This is a genomic window from Pseudomonas sp. TMW22080, assembly GCF_022496745.1.
In the GTDB taxonomy this organism is placed as follows: domain Bacteria; phylum Pseudomonadota; class Gammaproteobacteria; order Pseudomonadales; family Pseudomonadaceae; genus Aquipseudomonas; species Aquipseudomonas bubulae.
Genome location: NZ_SCFF01000004.1, coordinates 572,970 through 592,619 on the forward strand (window position 1 = coordinate 572,970; position 19,650 = coordinate 592,619).

Annotated in this window: 16 protein-coding genes; 5 read left to right on the top strand and 11 right to left on the bottom strand. The window is 58.4% G+C overall.

Annotated elements, in window-relative coordinates; genetic code table 11:
* The first annotated feature begins 3 nt into the window (after positions 1 to 3).
* From EQV96_RS16905 to EQV96_RS16925, 5 genes are all read left to right on the top strand, one after another.
* Positions 4 to 2,289: an ABC transporter permease subunit gene (locus EQV96_RS16905; RefSeq protein WP_094999525.1), complete on the top strand. Its 2,286-nt coding sequence runs from the start codon at positions 4 to 6 to the stop codon at positions 2,287 to 2,289.
* Between the two features lie 15 nt (positions 2,290 to 2,304).
* Positions 2,305 to 3,975, top strand: coding sequence for a phosphate ABC transporter permease PstA (gene pstA, locus EQV96_RS16910; protein WP_095017950.1), 1,671 nt, complete (start codon positions 2,305 to 2,307; stop codon positions 3,973 to 3,975).
* Between the two features lie 154 nt (positions 3,976 to 4,129).
* Positions 4,130 to 4,963, top strand: a complete 834-nt coding sequence (gene pstB / locus EQV96_RS16915) for a phosphate ABC transporter ATP-binding protein PstB (RefSeq protein ID WP_094999523.1) — start codon at positions 4,130 to 4,132, stop codon at positions 4,961 to 4,963.
* 85 nt (positions 4,964 to 5,048) lie between these two features.
* Entirely contained in the window at positions 5,049 to 5,810 is a 762-nt protein-coding gene (phoU, locus tag EQV96_RS16920; RefSeq protein WP_094999522.1) for a phosphate signaling complex protein PhoU, read from the top strand.
* 77 nt (positions 5,811 to 5,887) lie between these two features.
* Positions 5,888 to 6,778: a response regulator gene (locus tag EQV96_RS16925; protein WP_094999521.1), complete on the top strand. Its 891-nt coding sequence runs from the start codon at positions 5,888 to 5,890 to the stop codon at positions 6,776 to 6,778.
* Between the two features lie 68 nt (positions 6,779 to 6,846).
* On the opposite strand, the gene EQV96_RS16930 is transcribed toward EQV96_RS16925, so the two are convergent.
* The 11 genes from EQV96_RS16930 to EQV96_RS16985 all read right to left on the bottom strand — a co-directional run bounded on the left by EQV96_RS16930 (position 6,847) and on the right by EQV96_RS16985 (position 19,504).
* Positions 6,847 to 7,563 (bottom strand): hypothetical protein, encoded by a 717-nt coding sequence (locus tag EQV96_RS16930; protein WP_095017952.1) that lies wholly within the window; start codon positions 7,561 to 7,563, stop codon positions 6,847 to 6,849.
* A 43-nt stretch (positions 7,564 to 7,606) separates the two neighbouring features.
* Positions 7,607 to 8,191, bottom strand: coding sequence for a hypothetical protein (locus tag EQV96_RS16935; protein WP_095023127.1), 585 nt, complete (start codon positions 8,189 to 8,191; stop codon positions 7,607 to 7,609).
* 347 nt (positions 8,192 to 8,538) lie between these two features.
* Positions 8,539 to 12,183 carry a tubulin-like doman-containing protein gene (locus EQV96_RS16945; RefSeq protein ID WP_153380789.1) on the bottom strand — a complete coding sequence of 1,215 codons (3,645 nt, stop codon included), beginning with the start codon at positions 12,181 to 12,183 and terminating at the stop codon, positions 8,539 to 8,541.
* Positions 12,184 to 12,287: 104 nt separating this feature from the next.
* Complete coding sequence (locus EQV96_RS16950; protein ID WP_095017955.1) at positions 12,288 to 12,710, bottom strand: hypothetical protein; 423 nt, start codon at positions 12,708 to 12,710, stop codon at positions 12,288 to 12,290.
* A 30-nt stretch (positions 12,711 to 12,740) separates the two neighbouring features.
* On the bottom strand, positions 12,741 to 14,216 hold the full coding sequence (locus EQV96_RS16955) for a hypothetical protein (protein ID WP_095021417.1): 1,476 nt from the start codon (positions 14,214 to 14,216) through the stop codon (positions 12,741 to 12,743).
* Complete coding sequence (locus tag EQV96_RS16960) at positions 14,204 to 15,670, bottom strand: hypothetical protein (RefSeq protein WP_240882202.1); 1,467 nt, start codon at positions 15,668 to 15,670, stop codon at positions 14,204 to 14,206. Before EQV96_RS16960 ends, EQV96_RS16955 begins: the two co-directional genes overlap by 13 nt.
* Positions 15,671 to 15,867: 197 nt before the next feature.
* The gene (locus tag EQV96_RS16965) at positions 15,868 to 17,829 is read right to left on the bottom strand and encodes a DUF4105 domain-containing protein (protein ID WP_095021415.1); all 1,962 of its coding nucleotides are present in this window, start codon (positions 17,827 to 17,829) and stop codon (positions 15,868 to 15,870) included.
* The gene (locus EQV96_RS16970; RefSeq protein ID WP_019826982.1) at positions 17,826 to 18,146 is read right to left on the bottom strand and encodes a DUF2388 domain-containing protein; all 321 of its coding nucleotides are present in this window, start codon (positions 18,144 to 18,146) and stop codon (positions 17,826 to 17,828) included. Before EQV96_RS16970 ends, EQV96_RS16965 begins: the two co-directional genes overlap by 4 nt.
* Before the next feature lie 26 nt (positions 18,147 to 18,172).
* Positions 18,173 to 18,466, bottom strand: a complete 294-nt coding sequence (locus EQV96_RS16975; RefSeq protein WP_094999513.1) for a DUF2388 domain-containing protein — start codon at positions 18,464 to 18,466, stop codon at positions 18,173 to 18,175.
* Between the two features lie 204 nt (positions 18,467 to 18,670).
* The gene (locus EQV96_RS16980; RefSeq protein WP_094999512.1) at positions 18,671 to 18,988 is read right to left on the bottom strand and encodes a DUF2388 domain-containing protein; all 318 of its coding nucleotides are present in this window, start codon (positions 18,986 to 18,988) and stop codon (positions 18,671 to 18,673) included.
* Between the two features lie 300 nt (positions 18,989 to 19,288).
* Positions 19,289 to 19,504: a DUF1127 domain-containing protein gene (locus EQV96_RS16985; RefSeq protein WP_094999511.1), complete on the bottom strand. Its 216-nt coding sequence runs from the start codon at positions 19,502 to 19,504 to the stop codon at positions 19,289 to 19,291.
* Between the last annotated feature and the right edge of the window lie 146 nt (positions 19,505 to 19,650).

The window sequence follows — 19,650 nt, forward strand, 5'->3', positions numbered from 1 at the left end:
CGCATGAATGATCTGGCCAATTCCCCAATGACTACGACATCCGCTCCCAAGCGCATTGATTTCAATACGCCTGAACTGCAACGCAAGCGCCGTATCCGCGCGTTTAAAGATCACCTGACCCGCTGGTATGTATTTATCGGCGGTCTTGCCGTGCTTGGCGCAATCACTCTGATCTTCTTCTTCCTGGGCTATGTGGTTTATCCACTGTTCCAGGGTGCCGACCTGAACGCCAAACAGGCGATTACGCCGGTGTGGATGCAGGACGCCGGCAAGCCGCTGATGATCTCCATCGAAGAGCAGAATCAGGTCGGTATGCGGGTGTCCGACAAGGGCATGGTGTTGTTCTTCAATGCGAAGAACGGCGAAGAGCTCTCGCGGGTCAACCTGCCGTTGCCGGCCGGCACTCAAGTGACTTCTCTGGGTGAAGACCAGCCGGGTAATCCGGTGGCGGTGCTGGGCCTGTCCAACGGTCAGGCGCTGGTGTTCCGGCACAGCTATAAAGTCAGCTACCCGGATGGCAAGAAGACCATCACCCCGGCAATCGAATACCCGTATGGCGAAACGCCAATCGTCCTCGACCCGCAGGGTGGTGCACTGGATCACGTCAACCTCAGCGTCAACGATTCAACGCTGGTGCTGGCCGGTTCCTCGGGCGCGCAACTGAACGTGCTGTCACTGGCCCGCGAAGAAAACATGATGACCGACGAGGTCACCAACACCGAGACCCGTATCGACCTGCCGCAGATGACCGCGAAGGTCAAAGCGCTGTATATCGACCCGCGTCAGCAGTGGTTGTATGTGATCAATGATCGCGCCCAGGCCGATGTCTTCAGCCTGCGCGACAAAAGCCTCAACGGTCGCTACAAGCTGGTGGATGACGCAACCACCGAGATCACCGCCAGCACACAACTGGTGGGCGGTATTTCGCTGATTTTTGGTGATTCCAAGGGCGGCCTGAGCCAGTGGTTCATGGCTCGCGACCCGGATGGCGAGCAGCGTTTCAAACATATCCGCAGCTTCCAGATGGGCACGTCGCCGATTGTTGAAATCACTGCCGAGCAACGCCGCAAGGGCTTCCTGGCTCTGGACGCGGCCGGCGAGATCGGTGTGTTCCACAGCACCGCGCATCGTACCCTGCTGGTCGAGAAAGTGGCAGAAGGTCCGGGCGTCATGGCGTTGTCGCCGCGTGCCAACCGCATCATCGTGGAAGAGGGCGGCAAGCTGCTGCCACTGACCCTGAAGAACCCGCACCCGGAAGTGTCCTGGAGCGCGCTGTGGAGCAAGGTCTGGTACGAGAACTACGACGAGCCTAAATACGTCTGGCAATCGACAGCCGCCAACACTGACTTCGAACCGAAAATGAGCCTGGCGCCATTGACCTTCGGTACCTTGAAAGCAGCGTTCTACGCGATGTTGCTGGCGGCACCTCTGGCCGTTGCCGCAGCCATCTACACCGCTTACTTCATGGCACCAAGCCTGCGCCGCAAGGTCAAGCCGGTGATCGAGCTGATGGAAGCGATGCCGACGGTGATTCTGGGTTTCTTCGCCGGTCTGTTCCTGGCGCCGTATGTGGAAGGCCACTTGCCGGGGATTTTCAGCCTGCTGGTGCTGATGCCGATCGGCATTCTGGTGGCGGGCTTCACCTGGAGCCGCCTGCCCGAGTCGATCCGCCTGCGTGTGCCTGACGGTTGGGAAAGCCTGATCCTGATCCCGGTGATTCTGTTTGTATGCGGCCTGTCGCTGTACATGAGCCCGTTCATGGAAGCCTGGTTCTTCGGTGGCGATATGCGCCTGTGGATCTCCCACGACCTGGGCATTACTTACGACCAGCGCAATGCTCTGGTTGTGGGTCTGGCAATGGGCTTCGCGGTGATCCCCAACATCTACTCGATTGCTGAAGATGCCGTGTTCAGTGTGCCTCGCGGTCTGACCCTGGGTTCGCTGGCGCTGGGTGCCACACCGTGGCAAACCATGACCCGCGTGGTCATCCTGACGGCCAGCCCGGGGATCTTCTCGGCACTGATGATCGGTATGGGCCGTGCGGTCGGCGAGACGATGATTGTGTTGATGGCCACCGGTAACACCCCGGTCATGGAAATGAACCTGTTCGAAGGCCTGCGTACCCTGGCGGCGAACGTGGCGGTGGAAATGCCGGAGTCGGAAGTGGGCGGTAGCCATTACCGCGTGCTGTTCCTCTCGGCGCTGGTGCTGCTGTTGTTCACCTTCATCATGAACACTCTTGCCGAACTGATTCGTCAGCGTCTGCGCAAGAAATATTCGTCGCTTTAAGGAAGGTAGAAGTCTGTGAAACAGAACTCCCTCAAAGGCTGGTTCAAGAGCGGCGCTCCAGGCGTCTGGATCAGCGGTGGCGCAGTGTCCATCGCCGTCATCATGACCATCGGCCTGCTCTCGGTGATTGCCGTTCGTGGCCTGGGCCACTTCTGGCCGGCCGACCTGATCCACGCTGAATACAACGTGCCGGGTGATGCCAATCACCTGGTGATCGGCGAAGTGGTGCAAAAGGAAGAAGTGCCCCGCGAGCGCCTGAAAAGTGCGGGCCTGCCGGTGCCGGAACAAGGCCCGGAGTTCATGACCCGGGAGCTGATCAAGGTCGGCAACCGTGACCTGAACGGCAATGATTTTACCTGGGTGGTCGGCGAGTGGTTGACGAACCAGAGCACGCCGCCCGAGTTGATGGCCATCGAGCGTCGCGAGTGGGGCAACTTCTACGGCTACCTGGTTAACGTCAAGGAAAACGGCAAGGTGGTGGCAGAAGGTGCCGCGGCCTGGCCGGAGCTGCAAGCGCGGGTCAAGCGTGTCAATGACCTGGCCGCGCAACTGAGCCAGCTTGAGAAGAAAGATATCGGCGCGATCAACTACGGTCTGGAGCGCATCCGCCTGCACGGTCGCAAGCTGGAGCTGGAAGGCAAGCTGACACCGCAGGCGCAGGCTGACATGGAAACCGAGCGCGCCGAGCTGAATGCACGCTACAAGGCCATCGAGGACCGCTTGGGCGAGTTGCATGCACAGTTCAACCGCGACAGCCTCACGGCCCGGGATGCCAACGGCAAAGAGCTGGAAATCGGTATCGGCAAGGTGGTCAAGGTGTACCAGCCGAACGCGATGAACAGCTGGCAGAAACTGGCCATGTACTTCAGCAATATCTGGGAATTCCTGAGCCAGGATCCACGTGAAGCCAACACCGAGGGCGGGATCTTCCCGGCCATTTTCGGCACGGTAATGATGACCCTGATCATGGCGGTGATTGTGACGCCGTTTGGCGTACTGGCGGCGGTTTACCTGCGTGAATATGCCAAGCAAAACACCCTGACCCGGATCATCCGTATCGCGGTGAACAACCTGGCAGGCGTACCGGCCATCGTTTACGGCGTATTCGGCCTGGGCTTCTTTGTGTACGTGCTGGGCGGCTCGGTTGACCGCCTGTTCTTCGCAGAAGCATTGCCTGCGCCGACCTTTGGTACACCTGGCCTGATGTGGGCTTCGCTGACCCTGGCGCTGCTGGCCGTGCCGGTAGTGATCGTGGCCACCGAAGAAGGGCTGGCGCGGATTCCGCGTACAGTGCGCGAAGGCTCGCTGGCGCTGGGTGCAACCAAATCGGAAACCCTGTGGAAAATCGTGCTGCCGATGGCCAGCCCGGCCATGATGACCGGCATGATCCTCGCCGTGGCCCGTGCCGCCGGTGAAGTGGCACCGCTGATGCTGGTGGGCGTGGTCAAACTGGCGCCGTCGCTGCCGCTGGACGGCAACTACCCGTACCTGCACCTTGACCAGAAGATCATGCACTTGGGCTTCCATATTTATGACGTCGGCTTCCAGAGCCCGAACGTCGAAGCCGCCCGACCGCTGGTATACGCCACGGCGCTGCTGCTGGTGCTGGTGATCGCGACCCTGAACCTGTCCGCAGTGTGGATTCGTAACCACCTGCGCGAGAAGTACAAGGCGCTGGATAGCTGATAGACACATGACCTGTGGGAGCGGGCTTGCCCGCGATGGTATCGGTAAGGTTTCAGCGTGAAACCGAGGTGCCTGAATCGCGAGCAAGCCCGCTCTCCAGAAGAAACCCGGTTACTGAAAAACCGAAACGAATTTTTAGCGTATGGAGCAACCCATGCAGCATGAATCCTCAACCCACGGCATCAACATGTCCGCCTTGGGTCGCACCAAACAAAGCTTGAACCTGGCAAACGAAGAAGTCGCCATTGAAGTCCCGGGCCTGAATCTTTACTACGGTGAAAAACAGGCCCTGTACGACGTCAGCCTGAATATCCCGAAACAACGGGTCACGGCGTTTATCGGTCCGTCCGGATGTGGCAAGTCGACGCTGCTGCGTACCTTCAATCGCATGAACGACCTGGTGGACGGTTGCCGCGTAGAAGGCGAGATCAACCTGTACGGCAACAACATCTACCGCAAGGGCGAGGATGTAGCCGAACTGCGTCGCCGCGTCGGCATGGTATTCCAGAAGCCCAATCCGTTCCCCAAAACCATTTACGAGAACGTGGTTTACGGCCTGCGCATCCAGGGCATCAATAAAAAGCGTGTGCTCGATGAAGCCGTCGAATGGGCGCTCAAGGGCGCGGCGTTGTGGGACGAAGTCAAAGACCGCCTGCACGACTCGGCACTGGGTTTGTCCGGTGGCCAGCAACAGCGTCTGGTGATTGCCCGTACCATCGCGGTAGAGCCCGAAGTGTTGCTGCTCGATGAGCCATGCTCGGCACTCGACCCGATCTCGACGTTGAAAGTCGAAGAACTGATCTACGAGCTCAAGTCCAAGTTCACCATCGTGATCGTAACCCACAACATGCAACAGGCAGCCCGTGTCTCGGATTACACGGCGTTCATGTACATGGGCAAGATGGTTGAATATGGTGACACTGACACGCTGTTCACCAACCCGGCCAAAAAGCAGACCGAAGACTACATTACCGGGCGCTATGGCTAGTTTGAGCGGCATTGCCCGTTCTATGTCACGATAATTCGGCTGGCCGCTAACCGCGTGCAGCTCACAGCTTTTGCGGAGCAGAACCATGATTTCAAAGGATGGCCTCACCCATCACATTTCCGCGCAGTTCAACGCGGAACTCGAAGACGTGCGCAGCCACCTGCTGGCGATGGGCGGCCTGGTCGAGAAGCAGGTCAACGATGCGGTGACCGCACTGATCGAGGCCGACTCGGGCCTGGCGCAACAGGTGCGTGAGATCGATGAACAGATCAACCAGATGGAGCGCAATATCGACGAGGAGTGCCTGCGCATTCTGGCCCGTCGTCAGCCTGCGGCGTCTGACTTGCGATTGATCATCAGCATTTCCAAGTCGGTGATCGACCTGGAACGCATTGGTGACGAAGCGACCAAGATCGCCCGTCGGGCCATTCAGTTGTGCGAAGAAGGTGAGGCGCCGCGCGGATACGTTGAAGTGCGCCATATCGGTGACCAGGTGCGCAATATGGTGCGTGATGCACTGGATGCGTTTGCCCGCTTTGATGCCGATCTTGCCCTGTCTGTGGCGCAGTACGACAAAATCATCGACCGTGAGTACAAGACCGCGCTGCGTGAGCTGGCCACTTACATGATGGAAGATCCGCGTTCGATCACGCGTGTGTTGAGCATCATCTGGGTGCTGCGCTCACTGGAACGTATCGGCGACCACGCCCGCAATATCTCGGAGCTGGTGATTTATCTGGTACGCGGTACAGACGTGCGGCACATGGGTCTCAAGCGCATGCGCGAAGAAGTTCAGGGCACGGGTGCCGATAACGCTAATGTTGCGTCGTCGCCTGACGATAAATAAGGCAGCCCGATCTAAAAAACGCCCGGCTCAATGCCGGGCGTTTTGGTTTTCGGGCGTTCATATCCAAGGAGCAGTCGATGAGCAAGGTTAGTGTGCTGGTGGTAGATGACGCGTCGTTTATTCGTGATCTGGTTAAAAATTGCCTGCGTAACTACTTCCCGGGCATCAGGATCGAAGACGCGGTCAACGGCCGCAAAGCCCAGGCCTTGCTGTCCCGTGAAGCCTTCGATCTGGTGCTGTGCGACTGGGAAATGCCGGAGATGTCCGGCCTTGAGCTGTTGACCTGGTGCCGCGAGCAAGACCGTCTGAAAACGCTGCCCTTTATCATGGTCACCAGCCGTGGTGACAAAGAGAACGTGATCCAGGCCATTCAGGCCGGAGTTTCGGATTTCGTCAGCAAACCCTTCACCAATGAGCAGCTACTGTCGAAGGTGAAGAAGGCGTTCACCAAGGCGGGATTGCTGAGCGCCGTGATGGCCAGCACCCCGACGCGGGTTAATTCGGCCTTTGGCAATGACTCGCTGAATGCATTGACCGGTGGCAAGGCGCAGGTCGTGACCCCGACGTCGGTGACATCTGCCCCGGTTGCCCCGGCACCACGGCCGGCACCTGTCGCGGCACCGGCGCTGACCAGCCGTGGTCAGGGGCAACTGCGTTTGCCCAGCGGTACCCAAACCTGCGTGATCAAGGCGTTGAGCCTCAAGGAGGCGCTGCTGGTGGTGCGTCGTGGCGAAGTGCTGCCTCAGGTACTGGACAGTGCCGTACTCGACCTTGAGCAGGGCGAGAACGCCGAGGTGGCGCGTTTGAACGGTTATCTGCATGCCATCGTGGCATTCGAGCCAAAACCGGACAGTGCGTGGTTGCAACTGACCTTTCGCTTTGTCGATCAGGACGCCGACAAAATGAACTATCTCTCGCGGCTGATCGCCCACGGCACGGCGCAGAAGCATTTTGTGCCGGGTGCGTGATGACAGGAGCCTGTGTAGCCGCTGCCTGGTTTCTTCAGCAGCGGCTACAGGGCGATGCAACCCGCCAGCTATCGATCCAGAAATGCCAGCTGATAGGTCTCGCGATCAATCATCACCAGCTGCACATTGTTGATTCGGGTGTTGGCCGGCTTGCCGTTGACGGCCACCGATGTTTCGATCCGGTAGATACCCTGCGGCGCACGCTCATCGAGGGTGATGGTGAAGGTGTTCTCGTAACCGCCACTGCCGCCTTTGGTGTTCGCGATCTTGCTGCCTTCTTTCAACGGCTTGGCCTCGTTGGGCGCAAACAGGCGGATCTCTTCCTTGATTTCGCTGATCGGCTGGGTCGCGCCGTTGATCGCAACAATATTGGAAACCACGGTAATCGGTTGACCCCGTTTGATGGTCATACCGGGCTGGATACTGGTGTCGTAGCTAACCAGTTCTGGCTGTGCCGGTTGTTTCTTGCCCGAGGTTTTATATTGTTGTTCAACTTCTTGAGCGGTTTTGGTCTGTACCGACTTGGCATTGATCGCGAAACAGGCGGCCATGCCGGCAACCCCGCCAATCAATACGCCTGCGCCTTTATCGTTGGCACCGCTCACAGCAGCACCCGCTGCCGCACCTGCTGCAATTGCCAGCCCGCACTTCATCCAGTCGCTGCCACTCCAGTTGGTCGGGTTGATGCTGGCAGAGTCGATATTGGCGCAGCCTTGCAGACCCAGTAGCGAAGCCAGGCCCAAGGCCAGCAAGCGTTTATCCAAAGAGTTGGAGGGCAATTTCATCAGTAACTTCCAAGTAAGAGAGGGGAAAACTCATACACCCTGATTATTCGATCCGGGTTCGATTCAGTGCTTCTTTGAGTTGTTGTTCAGCCTGGCGGATGATGTTGCGCGCCCGACTATTGTTTGGGTCCATACCCAGCACGACCCTGGCCACGGCAATTGCAGACTGGTACTCCCCGGCATTGAGCGCGTTTTGCGCTTGTTGCAGGGAGGCATTAACAGCTTTGGCAGCCTGTTGCTGCTGTTGGTCACGCACCTGGCGATCGGCCGCTTCCTGGCGCTGGCGCTCAAGAGCTTGCTGTTCGCGCAAGGCATCGGCTTGTCGCGCCGCCTCGGCAGACTGGGCTTTGAGCAACTGCTGTTTTTGCGCCGCATCCTGCAATTGTTGCTGGCGCACCTGGGCGGCCTGCGCGGCCTGCGCACGCTGCAGCAGACTCAAGGCGCGAGGGTCATTGCTGTCCTGTTGCAAGGCGAGCCCGGCATTGTCCAGCGCGCAAGCAAAGTCCCTGGTGTCAAAACAGCTCTGACCGGTTTGCAAAAAGCCATCGAGCTTTTGCTGGCTTTGCCCGGCCATCATCTTGATTGCAACGTAGCCGCCCACCACCACTGCCAGAGTTACAACTGCCATTATCAGGGCCGGTTTTCTGTTGGTGGGCGCTGGTGTTGCGGCAGGCGGCGCAGGTGGGGGAGACGCCGGACCTGGTACAGGTGTTGGCGCTGCAGCAGGTATGTCCCGGGGTGGTGGAGCACTGGCAGGTGTGACGGTTGCTTTGGGTGCAGGGGTGGCTGGCCGAGCCTTGGGTTCAGCTGCCGGTACCGGGGTAACCGCTGCGGGCGCCTGCTGAAGCGGGGCGCCGCAGAACGGGCAGTATTTAACTGGGCCGCAGAGCCCCTGACCGCAGGCGCTGTTGGCGCATGAGGTCGGGAATGCAGAGGCTTTGGCTGACGATGCGGACATGGTCTTCTCGTGTGCGCTCAAGGTGCTGGCGGTGGAGCCGGGGCTGTCAGAGGAGGGCCGCCCACGGCTGGCGCAAACAGGTGCGCAAGCTCCATGATTTGCCCGGCCGTCTGCCAGGCAGGCATGCCTTCACGCCACAGCAGGCTGTCGCGGGTGATTTGCCCGGACTGCACATATTGCTGCAGTTGCTGGGTGTTGTAAGGGCCGTAATTGGTCCCGCTGACACTCAGGTGGTAGCTGTGCTGTGGTGCGGCGAACGGTGGTGGTGCGCCGTTACCTGCTGCTGGCGGTGGTGGAGCCATACCTGCTGGCGGGGCTGCACTGGCCTGGTTGAACAGATTTTCCAGCCAGCCTTCGTTAAAGAACTCTTTAACCACGGTGAGTTTTTCGCTGTGGAGGGCATCCACTTCTTCTTTGTACACATCAGCCAGGGAGCCTTCGATATGACGGCCCCATTGCCCTTTGTATTGCTCGGCAAGCGTACGCAGCTTTTTCGCGTCAGCTGGAGCCTGACGGTTCAGTCGAGCCAGATATTCGTTCTTCAACAACTCGGCGATCTTGAACGGAAATGCTTCAAAATTGCTGGATACACCTTTCTCGTTCGTGCGTTTCTGCGCTTTGTAGGCGCTGGTACTTAAATCTTCGAACACTTCTACCAGCGCCGCCACTTGAGCGTTATCCAGGCGCAAGGACTTCTCCTTGACCTGCGCAGTAATGTCGGTGCGATGAATACTGTGGAAGCCGCTTTGACGAATGGAGAACTCATCACCAATGGTGAAGTTGTCCTTGGCGATGAGGAACTCGTACAAGCCATTGTTCAGACGCTCCAGGATGCCCAGTGCAATAGCGTGCAGAAAGAGTTTGAAGTCTTCGGCAAACTGGCGGTATTGCTCCTGGTTGAACTGGATGGGCTGCACGAACTGGCTGATGCGTTTGTGCACATGCAACGGGATGATTGCACTTTCTTTGCGATAGCTGGCCAGGTAAGTCGACAGCTGGGTCAACGCCGGGATCGGGAAACCGCTTAATTCGGTGTAGCAAATCAGTTTGCCGGGCATACCGGACTCCACAAACTGAATTTGCCCGGCGGTCATCCCCGTGCCTTGCGGCAGACACTGGGCCAGTTGGGCGCCATAAGTGCGGCTGAACTCACTGGCGTTTTGTACGCCAATCAGACAGGTGTAAAGGTCTTTGTGAATATCAAAGTCGCCATTGAGGTTCAGTGGCACCCAGGGCATGGCCCGCTGCAGCAGCAGGCGGAATTTCTCGCGCTGTTCATCCGGGGTCAGCGCAGCCAGGGCCGTCATCAACGGGTCGACGCCCGGCAGATTCTTCGGCAACTGCTGTACGGCCTTGTTGCGTAGCTTGAGCAGCAACTCTTCCTGGCCTTCTTGAGTCTGCAGTTTGCCAAACAAGGTTTTCGAGCCGCCGAAGTCCTTGAATGCATCCTTGGCCCACTCACGTACTTGCTGGCTGTCGACGGGTTGTTCGTCGTCGTTTTTCACCAGTTGCAGCGGGATCAGCGTGGCGTGTTGGGTGTGGATGCTCGCCTTGATTTTGGCGATATTGGCATCGATACCTTTGAGCAAGTTATCGACTGCGTTGCGGCCATCCTGCAGGCGGCCGACAAAGCCACTCCAGAGTGGGCGGCCGTTGTTGTCGACCGATTCCTTGCGCCCCAACCATTCGGAAATGTCGCGCAGCAATTGTGCAGCCTCGCGGGCAGCGACCGAGCGCACATAGAACAGCAGGCTGTCGCGCAGTGTGTCTTTGACTTGGCTGATCACGGTGTCGGCTTGTTTTTCTTTACCGCTCAGGCGGGCCAGCAGGCCTTTGCCCGTGGTTTCTTTCAGACGCTCGAATTCCCGGGCAAGCTCTGACGACTCGAGCTTTTCAGACAGTTCCTTGAAACGCCCGGCGTTTTTTTCCAGTGCGGGAATGATGCCGTTATCGTTTTCAAGACGGTCCTTGATCATTTCGACCAGCGCCAGGGTGTAATCCAGCCCACCGCGCTCGTCGTCGTCGAGACGACGGAACAGCTGCTCGGGCAAGCTGTCTTCACGTGTCCATTGAGCGAAACGCTTGAGCCGGTTTTCCTTGATGCGCACCTCATGGTTGCGCTCGGCGCTGTCGATGGAACTGCCTTTGGTATCACGTTCCAGTTGCTGCTGAATTTCGCGTACCAGTGTCAGCCATTGATCCTTATCGGCGCCGCCGTTCTGCAGGCGCTCGAACAAGACCTCGACCTTTTGTTCGATCTGGGCAATGACGCTGTTGTCACCCTCGACCTGCAGCAGGTCATCGGCAATCTGGTAGTGAGTGAACTCACCCGTAGCCTGGGTCAGCTCTACGCGAGACAGAAACTCGGGTAGATCTGTGAACGTGCGCGCAGTGATTGTCAGCTGTTCCTTGAGGAACTCGTCGCGCTCTTTATCGGTCGGGCGATTGCCCGTGACTTCCGCGTTGGCCACACCAAAGAATGCCTTGAGCATGTGTTGCACTTGCTGGTTAAGGCGTACGTTCTGGCGGGCATCGATCTGGGTGTCGAGCACCGCCTGCCCTACGGAGGAGTAAGCGCGCGGGAAGCGCAGCTTGGTGTCGCTGCCGTAATCTTGCGGCAGGCTGACGTCAAAGCTACGGATCTTGAACTGGTTCTGGTTGACGGCCACCGAGCGCTTTTTGTTCGCGAAGTCTTGCGAGGTGAAGTCGGTGAACAACACATCGGAGACCATCTCGTAGATGTCTTCCTGGTTTTCGGTTCTGGCTTGCGCGACATTGCCGTTGTCGAGGATGAACACATCATCGTAGGGACGTGATTCGATAAACAGGTTGTCGGTGGCGTCCCAGTGCTTGAGCAACGGGTTGCCGCGCATGCAGGTTTCCAGTTCCATCAAGGCGGCGTAGCCGTTTGCCTGTACCCGCTCGGTATTGAAGGCATTGAAGCCGCCTGGCAAAACAAAAAACAGGTCGACCTTGCCGGAGATATTGTTTTCTTTAAGGATTGCCTTGGCCAGGTAGCCCATGTCCAGAAATGACCCTGAACCTGTGCCGCCCGCTGCAGAGCCGGTGATGACGATGCGGATTTTGCCGGGGTCAATTTCCAGGCCGAGTTTTTTCAGCTTGTCAGCCTGAGTGCCGATGTTGTTGAGCAAGCGCCCGACCTTGTCGCGCAATTTGTCGCGAATGGTGGGGTATTTGTCGAAAAAATACAGGCGGGACAACGCGCGAATCTGTCCGGCCCCTTTGGAAGGGTCAATCCCCAGGGATTTGATCTTGTCCGGTGTCAACGGGAACCACTCGGCCACCTCACGGTGACGATTGAGCTCATCAATGGAGTGGGTGTACTTGCTCAGGTGCAGAGGTTCAATGACTTTTTCTTCGGAGGTGAAGGCCACCTGCTCGGCAAGTACGTCAGTTTTGACCGATTTGCCATCCTGGGTCACTTCGCCGGAGTCGAGGTCGAAGTTGATGAACTGCACCAGCGGAAAATCCGAAATGTGCTGTACCTGATTGTTTCCTCCCCAAATGGCATTGAGGATGCGCCGGCGCAGGCGGATGTTGACCTTCATGCCGGTGCCGCCCAGGGCGATAAACAAGGTGGGGTGAATCTTTTCACTGACCGGAGGGGTTGCCGGGCCGGAAGGTTGTGCACTCTTGTCCATCTAAAACTCCATGAGCCCTTGGGGCTAACCGATGATCTCGGCGTGTTGATCCACAAATCAGGTAAAGCGGGCCAGGGGCGGGTTGTTCCCCCCGGCGTTAGGGTTTAGCGTTTGGCCGAAAACGTCATCAGCCATGCCACCAGCGAGATGGCAGCTACGCCACCCAACGGTGCGATGTAGAGCGGCGCAAGGAACTGCCCCGAGTTGAGTACGGCGAGCACGGCCATGATGGCGATCATCAACAGGCCCAGAAACAGGAACCAGCCCGAGGCGTTTGCCCGGCTCGGTGCGACACGCTCACGTACGCGCCAGTTGGCATAGGCGTTTTTGATCACGAAAAACAGGATGGCCAGTACCACCAGCACGGCGACGCCAATCAGGGCATCGCGGCTGTCGACTTTCTTCGCCCCGAGGTCAAGACCCAGCGGTTGCGGCGCGGCCAGAGTGGTGGTCGTGGTCGTGGGCGACGGCGCAGGTGCAGGGCTTTCGCTTTCGATAGGTGCTGGCAATGTGCTGGTCTGTGCCATGTATAAAACTTCCTTGCTATGCGTGTGGGGTTACTTGAGTCGTACGGCGGTATCGGGCTGGATATTTTCCAGGCGGGCACCAAACAGGCCGCGCTTGAGGGTCGCGACCCTGTTCTGGTTTGAATCGTATACGCCGGCACTGCTGAAGGGCTTGAGCGGATAAGACTGGGGCACACCTTCGACGATCACGGTCAGGGTCTTTTTGCCTGCAATCAGCAAGGCAGCCAGCAGGGCGCCAATCAAGAGCAGAACAAACAGCCCCAGCAGCATGAGTACCGGACCGAGCGGGTAGCTGATTTTCAGCACAACCGGCAGACGGGTCTCGGAAGTAGTGGCTTCACCGGAGGGGATAAATACGTCAGGCAGGGCGTCACCGGGGAACAGTTCATTCATGCGCGCAATGAACCCCTGGGAGATACGCAGTTGTTGCTCGCTGAGGTTGATGCTGATGCTGCCGGCGCGTTGGTAACCGCTGGAAAAGATCACATCGCTGGACCATTGCGATGGCAGGGGCGGCAGTTGCAGGCTGATCTTCAGCTCGTCGGAGCGGGCGCCGGGCTCGAGGTCTGTCAGGCGGTCCAGCGATATATTCGAGTTCAGGGCTTCGCCCGGCATGTCCAGGGTCATGCCTATTTTCGCGTCATGAATCTGGTAAGGATTGAACTGGTTTTCGAATTTGCCCAGCAGCACTGCCGTTTTCGGCGAGCTGTCGACGTTGATATTGAGGATGACCGTTTGCTGGTCGGGGGCCAGTTCGGCACTCACATCCCGAGTGTCTTCAACACCGGTAGGAATAAAGCGCACGGCAGCCTGGGTCAACGGCTTTAGCCGTACCCGGTCATCTTTAAGCAAGCTGGCGAGGGCAGGCTGATTGAGCACCTGCTCCAGTGCGACACCGGCTTTTTGACCATAGGCCAGAGCGTAGATCATCAACCCGTTGGCTTCGTAGTTGGGGCCTTTGACCGGCATTTTCTGCGGGAAGGCGGCAATCCGGGTGATAGCTGCTTCGCTATGCAACAGGTCGTAGAATTCGCGGTTTTTGGCCTGGGTTTCGCTGCTGTTGTTCGGGCTGTTTTTATTGTTGGTGATGATCCAGACAATACCCTCGCGACCTTCCAGCCCGGTGGTGATTGAGGCCAGCAAAGCCTCTTTGAAGTCCGTGTCGGCATAGGCACCGCTGGCTTTGCGCTCCAGCTTCAAGCCATTGACGTAGTTGGGCAGTGCAGCGTGGTTGGCCGGGCCGCGATAGATCCACTCGGGCGAAGGGTGCTGACTGTCAGCCTGGTTGAACCCGCCAATGACGACTTCTGCGCTGCCGGCAGCAGTGCCCACCAGTTGGGTGACCATCGACTTGAACGGCGATGACGGGTCGCTGTAGAACGGCTCCATCCAACCTGAATTTTGTACCAGGAATACCTGGCGCAGAGGCTCTGCGCTGGCCACGCTGCTGGCAAGTACGAGGGAGAGCAACAGGCAGCGGCGCAGCCAGAAGGTCAAGCATTCCATCGGTAAAGCGCTCCGCATGAGTCGATATACAGCCACATTGCGTTATCAAAAAAGAACCACTGGGCATTCCAGGGTTCGCTGGCGCGGGCACTGATCGAAAAGCGCTGATCACCAATCTGCTCGAAGCAATAATCAACGTCCATTGGCTGGCGGCTTTCGAAAAAGGTTTCCAGCGTACTGGACTGCTGGGCCCGCATTGAGAGAAGTCGCTTTTGCGTGGCGAATTCGATGAAGGGCTGCACCACTTCACGGGTGGTGGGCTCGATATTCTCGTCGTGTTCGCCCCAGGGCAACTCAAGCCGGATGTTGTATTTAAAGCTCAAATGCCCGGTGCTCAGGCGATACCCCTTGATGGGCATCGGCAGGTCGGTAGCACCCGGATCCAGTTGCAGGTAATGCTGACCGTCGGCATCGAAGATCAGCTGCCACAGGCCCCTGCCGTCCAGAAACGGTGGCCCTTGCTCGGGATGGGCGGTGGCGTTGTTGGGCCACGGATGCCATTGGGCCTTGAGTTCGCTGCCTTGGGTCAGGCTGAGGTAGCCGTGTTCACCGATCCACAACAGGCGGCGGGAGGCTGCGTCGAGAATCGGCGCCGAGAGCCGGGTCATGCGCTCATGGTCAGCGCCTTCAACCAGGCAACGGTCCCACCCGTAGAGGCTGGCAGGGTTGACGATGCAAACGTGGCCGCTCTTGAGCTGAGGCAAATAAGACTGGCCTTCCAGTGTGCCAGGGCCGGCCAGCGGGCTGCCGTCGTCGCGCAAGGTTTGGTAACGCAGTGTGAGTGGGTCGACACTGACTAACGTCGCTCCGCTATCGCTGGAGAGCAACAGGTGCTGCTGGTTTTCGTCCACGTGAAGGGCGACTGACCAGGCCCAGCTTTCCAGGCGAGAGCGACCGATGGGTTCGCTCTTTGGCAGTAACTCAAGCCACTTGCCCGAGCCTCTTTGCCACAGGAACAAGCTGCCTTCGCGGCTTAGTGCGTACAGGGCTTCGCGATGCCCGCCGAGGTTGGCGGCGAGGAAGTTGAGGCCGTTCTTGCGAGGCAACTCAATAATCAGCTTGCGACTGTTCAGGTCACCCTGGCGGGTATCGAGCAACTGGCTGTACAAGCGCGAGCTGATCTCCTCGGACGAGGACAGTTTGCAGCGCTCATTGATCACGCGAGAGCCACTGCCATCGCCATAAGGCGGTAGCCAGCGGGTAGTTGTCTGGTAGGCGACCTTCGGCAGTTCTTTGCCTGTGCTGGGGCAAAACGCGAACGCAGCAGGCAGGTAGTTGCCGGGAGAGGTATCAGGCGCGGGTGTTGCCCCGACCAGATAATCCAGATCAACCAGCTCGGCCGGGGGCTTGGTACCAGCGACCTGGTGCAGAGAGAATGTACCGTCATCTGCTTGCAGCCACTCCTGGTCGCCTAGCGTCCAGACAGAGGTGCGGTCGTTTCTGGCTATCTCCATATAATCCTGCCGATACCTGTAAACGGTGCATGCCAGTCCCTGCCGGGGTTATGGCAAGCACTTCACAAATGAGAGGGTGTGACTCAAACGATGGTGTGGCCAACGGCATTGATCAGTGCCGAATAATGGCGCGGTGCCACTTTCCATCGCGGAATAGTGGCAGAATGATAGGGCTTGTCAACCGAACTTTAGTTCGGTCAGGGCAGCTGCAAACCGCCGGATGCCTTGTGGATTGTCCGTAGATGTTCGCCGATCAGTTTGACGTTGGCTTCGGTGGCTGCAATTTCGGCTGCACGGGCAGGTTCCAGCAGGCTGCGCACCTCCTTGTCCAGATCAGTGGTCAGACGCAGTAGCTGCTGCTGGCGCTGACTGCTTTCTGATTCGAGCTTTTCCCACTCCCTGGTTTGCGGCAAGCCGTAGCCGTCGCTGCCGAGCAATTCTGCCGGGCGGCTGAGAAAACCGCTGCTGGCAAGAATTTCCTGCAGGGTCTTGTTGGCTTTGTCCATACCGCCATCCTTGAGCTGGCGTGCGCCCAGGTACTTTTGCTTGACCTCATCCTGTGCCAACAGCAGTTGCCGACGAAAGCTGGCTTGTTCCAGCAGCAACAATGCCGCACTGGCGCGCAGATCGGCTTGCTCAAGCCATGGGCGGCGTTCTGCTGCATCAAGGGCCAGCCAGTCTTCGACTGTGGTTTGCTTGATCGGCAAGCGGGTTTTGAGAACATCAAACATCGCCTGGTAGCGATCACGGTAGGAGTCAAAGCGATAACCCAGGCGCAACGCCTCTTTGGGATCCTCCAGCACGCTGGTATCGGCCAGACCGCGAGCCTTGAGCACTTCGAGCAAACCATTGGGCACAATGCTGTCCAGGCCTTTGAGCCGGGCATTGTCGCTACCGCTGCGCAGCAGTTTGAGGGTTTCAACCGCACAGTTATTGGAGATGAAGTAGTAGTCGCCGTCATAGCTCCAGTGCATCTCGGCGGCGTGTTCAACCACTTCTTCGATTTCAGGGCGGCTCAGTTTGAGCGGCACGGAAGCCAGGCTGCGCAGTTCGGTTTTAGTGTATTCGTCAATTACCTGGGCCAGCGGCAATACGAAAAGGCGCGATGGGTAAGCGCCTGTCAGGCCGTCCCAGCTTGAGAGCTGTACGTCATTGACGAATGCCCGGTAGGACAACACTAAGTGTTCTTGCAGGTCGAGTCGGCAGTCCGGCCCGCGTGGGCGGCCCGGGGCACAGATCACCAGGCGCAACATGCTATGGCCCCAGCGGCTGGCCCATTCCTGATTGGCCTCAGCCAGCAGGTAGTCGACGGCGTAGACCCGCTCGGGATCGACGGTACCCAGTGGCTGTTTGGCGAAATCGTTGCCGGCATTGAGGAAGGCAAAACCCTTCGGGCATTCGTCTCTGGCGGCAGGCGCCCAGCCGAAATGCTGCTGGTAGTAGCGATACAGTGCCGGGCGGCGGCAGGCGTAAGCCGGGTCGAGGAGGAAATACTCCATGTTGACTGCGACAAATTCCTTGGGGCTGCTGACTTCGTACAGGTCCGGGCTGCGCACCACCTGATGATTGTCTTGCTCGCGCTCGCCCCGGCGCCCCACGTATTGCTGCCAGCCGGCCAGATCAAGCAGACGCGGGTCATCGCTGAGGGTGAAGCGGCGTCCGGCTTGCCCGCGGCATTGGTCGGGCAGGCCAATCAGCCCCGTGTTGCTGTTTTGGCGGGTGCAGCGGCGTATCAGCGTGCGCTCGTCCGCGGGCCAGAGGCGGGCACGGTCATATAGGTGTGTCAGTTCGTGCAAGACGGTGGCGAGCATCTCCCGGCGCACAGTGCCGTGGGGGCGGTTGGTCTGCAGGCGGGCAGCGGAACCATCGGTCAGCCCGGCCAGCAGCTTGCGATTAAGGTCCAGCTCGGAGGTCAGCGAAGCCTGGCCGTAAGCGTTGGCGGGCATGTCATCGGTCCACCCCACCAGGACTTGCCGGTCCAGTTGTTCGATAAAACGCGGTGGCAGTCTCTGCATGGCTTCATCAAGCAGGGCTTGGCTGGCCTGTTGCTCGGCCGGGCTCAGGCCCTCGGTCTTGAGTTGCAGATGCAGCGCGGCCTGGGCGCTGCTGGCAATCAGCAGCAGGCCACAGGCGGCGAACCAGCGCGTTAACGGCCTCACAGTGCGAGTATGGCTTCGGCGAGGTCTTGATCGCTGGCGTTACGGGCTTCAGGCACGCGGTCGCGCAAGGTGCTGAAGGCCGCTTCCAGTTGTACGCCGCGAATATCGCCTTGGCTGGCAACGAAAGTGGCGGCGTCGTCGTGGGCTTCGCGCACTACTTTAGAGTCACGGATGGAGGTAGTTGTATCGGACGTAAAATCGATGGTGCGGCCAAAAGCACGCACGATGATGTTACTGGTCTGCACGACGGTCTGTGCCTGTGCCACATCGGCAAGCAGCAAAAGGCCAAGAGTGGCGACAATCAAAGGGCTACGCATGAATTTTCTCCAGAAAAAGCGGGTATTTATTGGACGAGAATTGTCTGTGCCAGTTCAAGGTCGCTGGCACTCAATTTTGGCTGGTTCTGGCGCAGATAACGCAGGGCAGACTCCAGCTGTGCGCCTCGCGTCTGGCCATCACTGGCAATAAAGACGGCGGCATCATCCTGGGCGGCACGTATCAGTTTGTGATCAAAAGGCGCGGACGTCACTTTACTGGTGACATAACCACTGAGCACCACATTTTGCGTGGTCAGGTCGAAGGCGTTGGCTGATTGAGTCCAGCAGAGTGCAAGCAGAGCTAATAAGGAAAAACGCATGGGTCTCGAGGCTGTTTGAATGAGCGCCAAGGCTAGCGTAATGGCCGGGGCAGGGCCAGCGTGGGGGCGTTGTTGAAATTTTTTTCATGCCTGCACGGTATATGTGGGAGCGGGCTTGCTCGCGATTGTATCGGCGCGGTTTACCTGAGAAATCAGGGCGCCTGAATCGTGAGCCAGCCCGCTCTCACAGAGTGCTGACCCCGATCAGATCGTCAGGATCGCCTGGGCCAGCTGTGCATCGGTGGCCTGCAGCTGTGGTGCTTGCTGGCGGATGGCATCGAAGGCGCTTTCCAGTTTCACGCCACGGATGGCGCCTTCGCTGGCCACAAAGCTGGCAGCGTCGTCACGGGCTGCGCGCACGATCTTGTTGTCACGAAACGAGCCGGTAGCATCCGATGTCAGGTCGGTGGTGGCTTTGAGCGTACCCACGATGCCATCGGTGGTGGCGATGAAGCTCGTGGCGTTGGCGCTTGCAGCAACAGCCAGCAGAACTGCGGCACTAAGTAGGCGAAGAGTGGGCATGGTAATACTCCTGAACATGAACTAATGAAAATAGACGGTTATGGGCCGAATAGTAGGCTCAGGGTTGCTTCAGGCAAAGGTTGTTTTGTCCGAAGCGCGTATCAGGGTGCTCTGAATCAGGTATCAGGCAAACTGTACCTGTGGTATTTCAATTAATTTAAAACTGTACTTGTCACTTTGCAAGTGGGCAAAACTCGGCCCTAAAACGACAAAACCCGTCAGCGGTAATCCGCGACGGGCTTTGTTTTTTCAATTCAGGTTGCTGGCGGTGGACCGGTGGTCAGGGCCAGCGAGCGCTAATCAGCGCCAGAACGGCTTGCTCAGCTCTTCGTAACGCTGTGCTTCGCTAATCCCGGCATCAGCCAGAAGACGCGAGTCCAGGCGAGCCAGTTGATGGCGGCTGGAGATGCGGCGCTGCCACAACATCAGGTTGGCAAGTACGCGCAAAGGCATGGAAGCCTGGGAGTTTACAGTGCTGCTTTCGCTGAACAGTTCGGAACTGAGTGTACGTTCCATGGTGACATCCTTCCGCTTGTGGCGGCATTGGCTAGTGGTTTAACTGATGCCAATGATCCTCCTCTTTGTCCAGGGTCTCTAGATACAGTTCGGCTGTATTGCGATGGGCCAGTTAACTGTTTATGCACGCTGTACGGGCACAAATA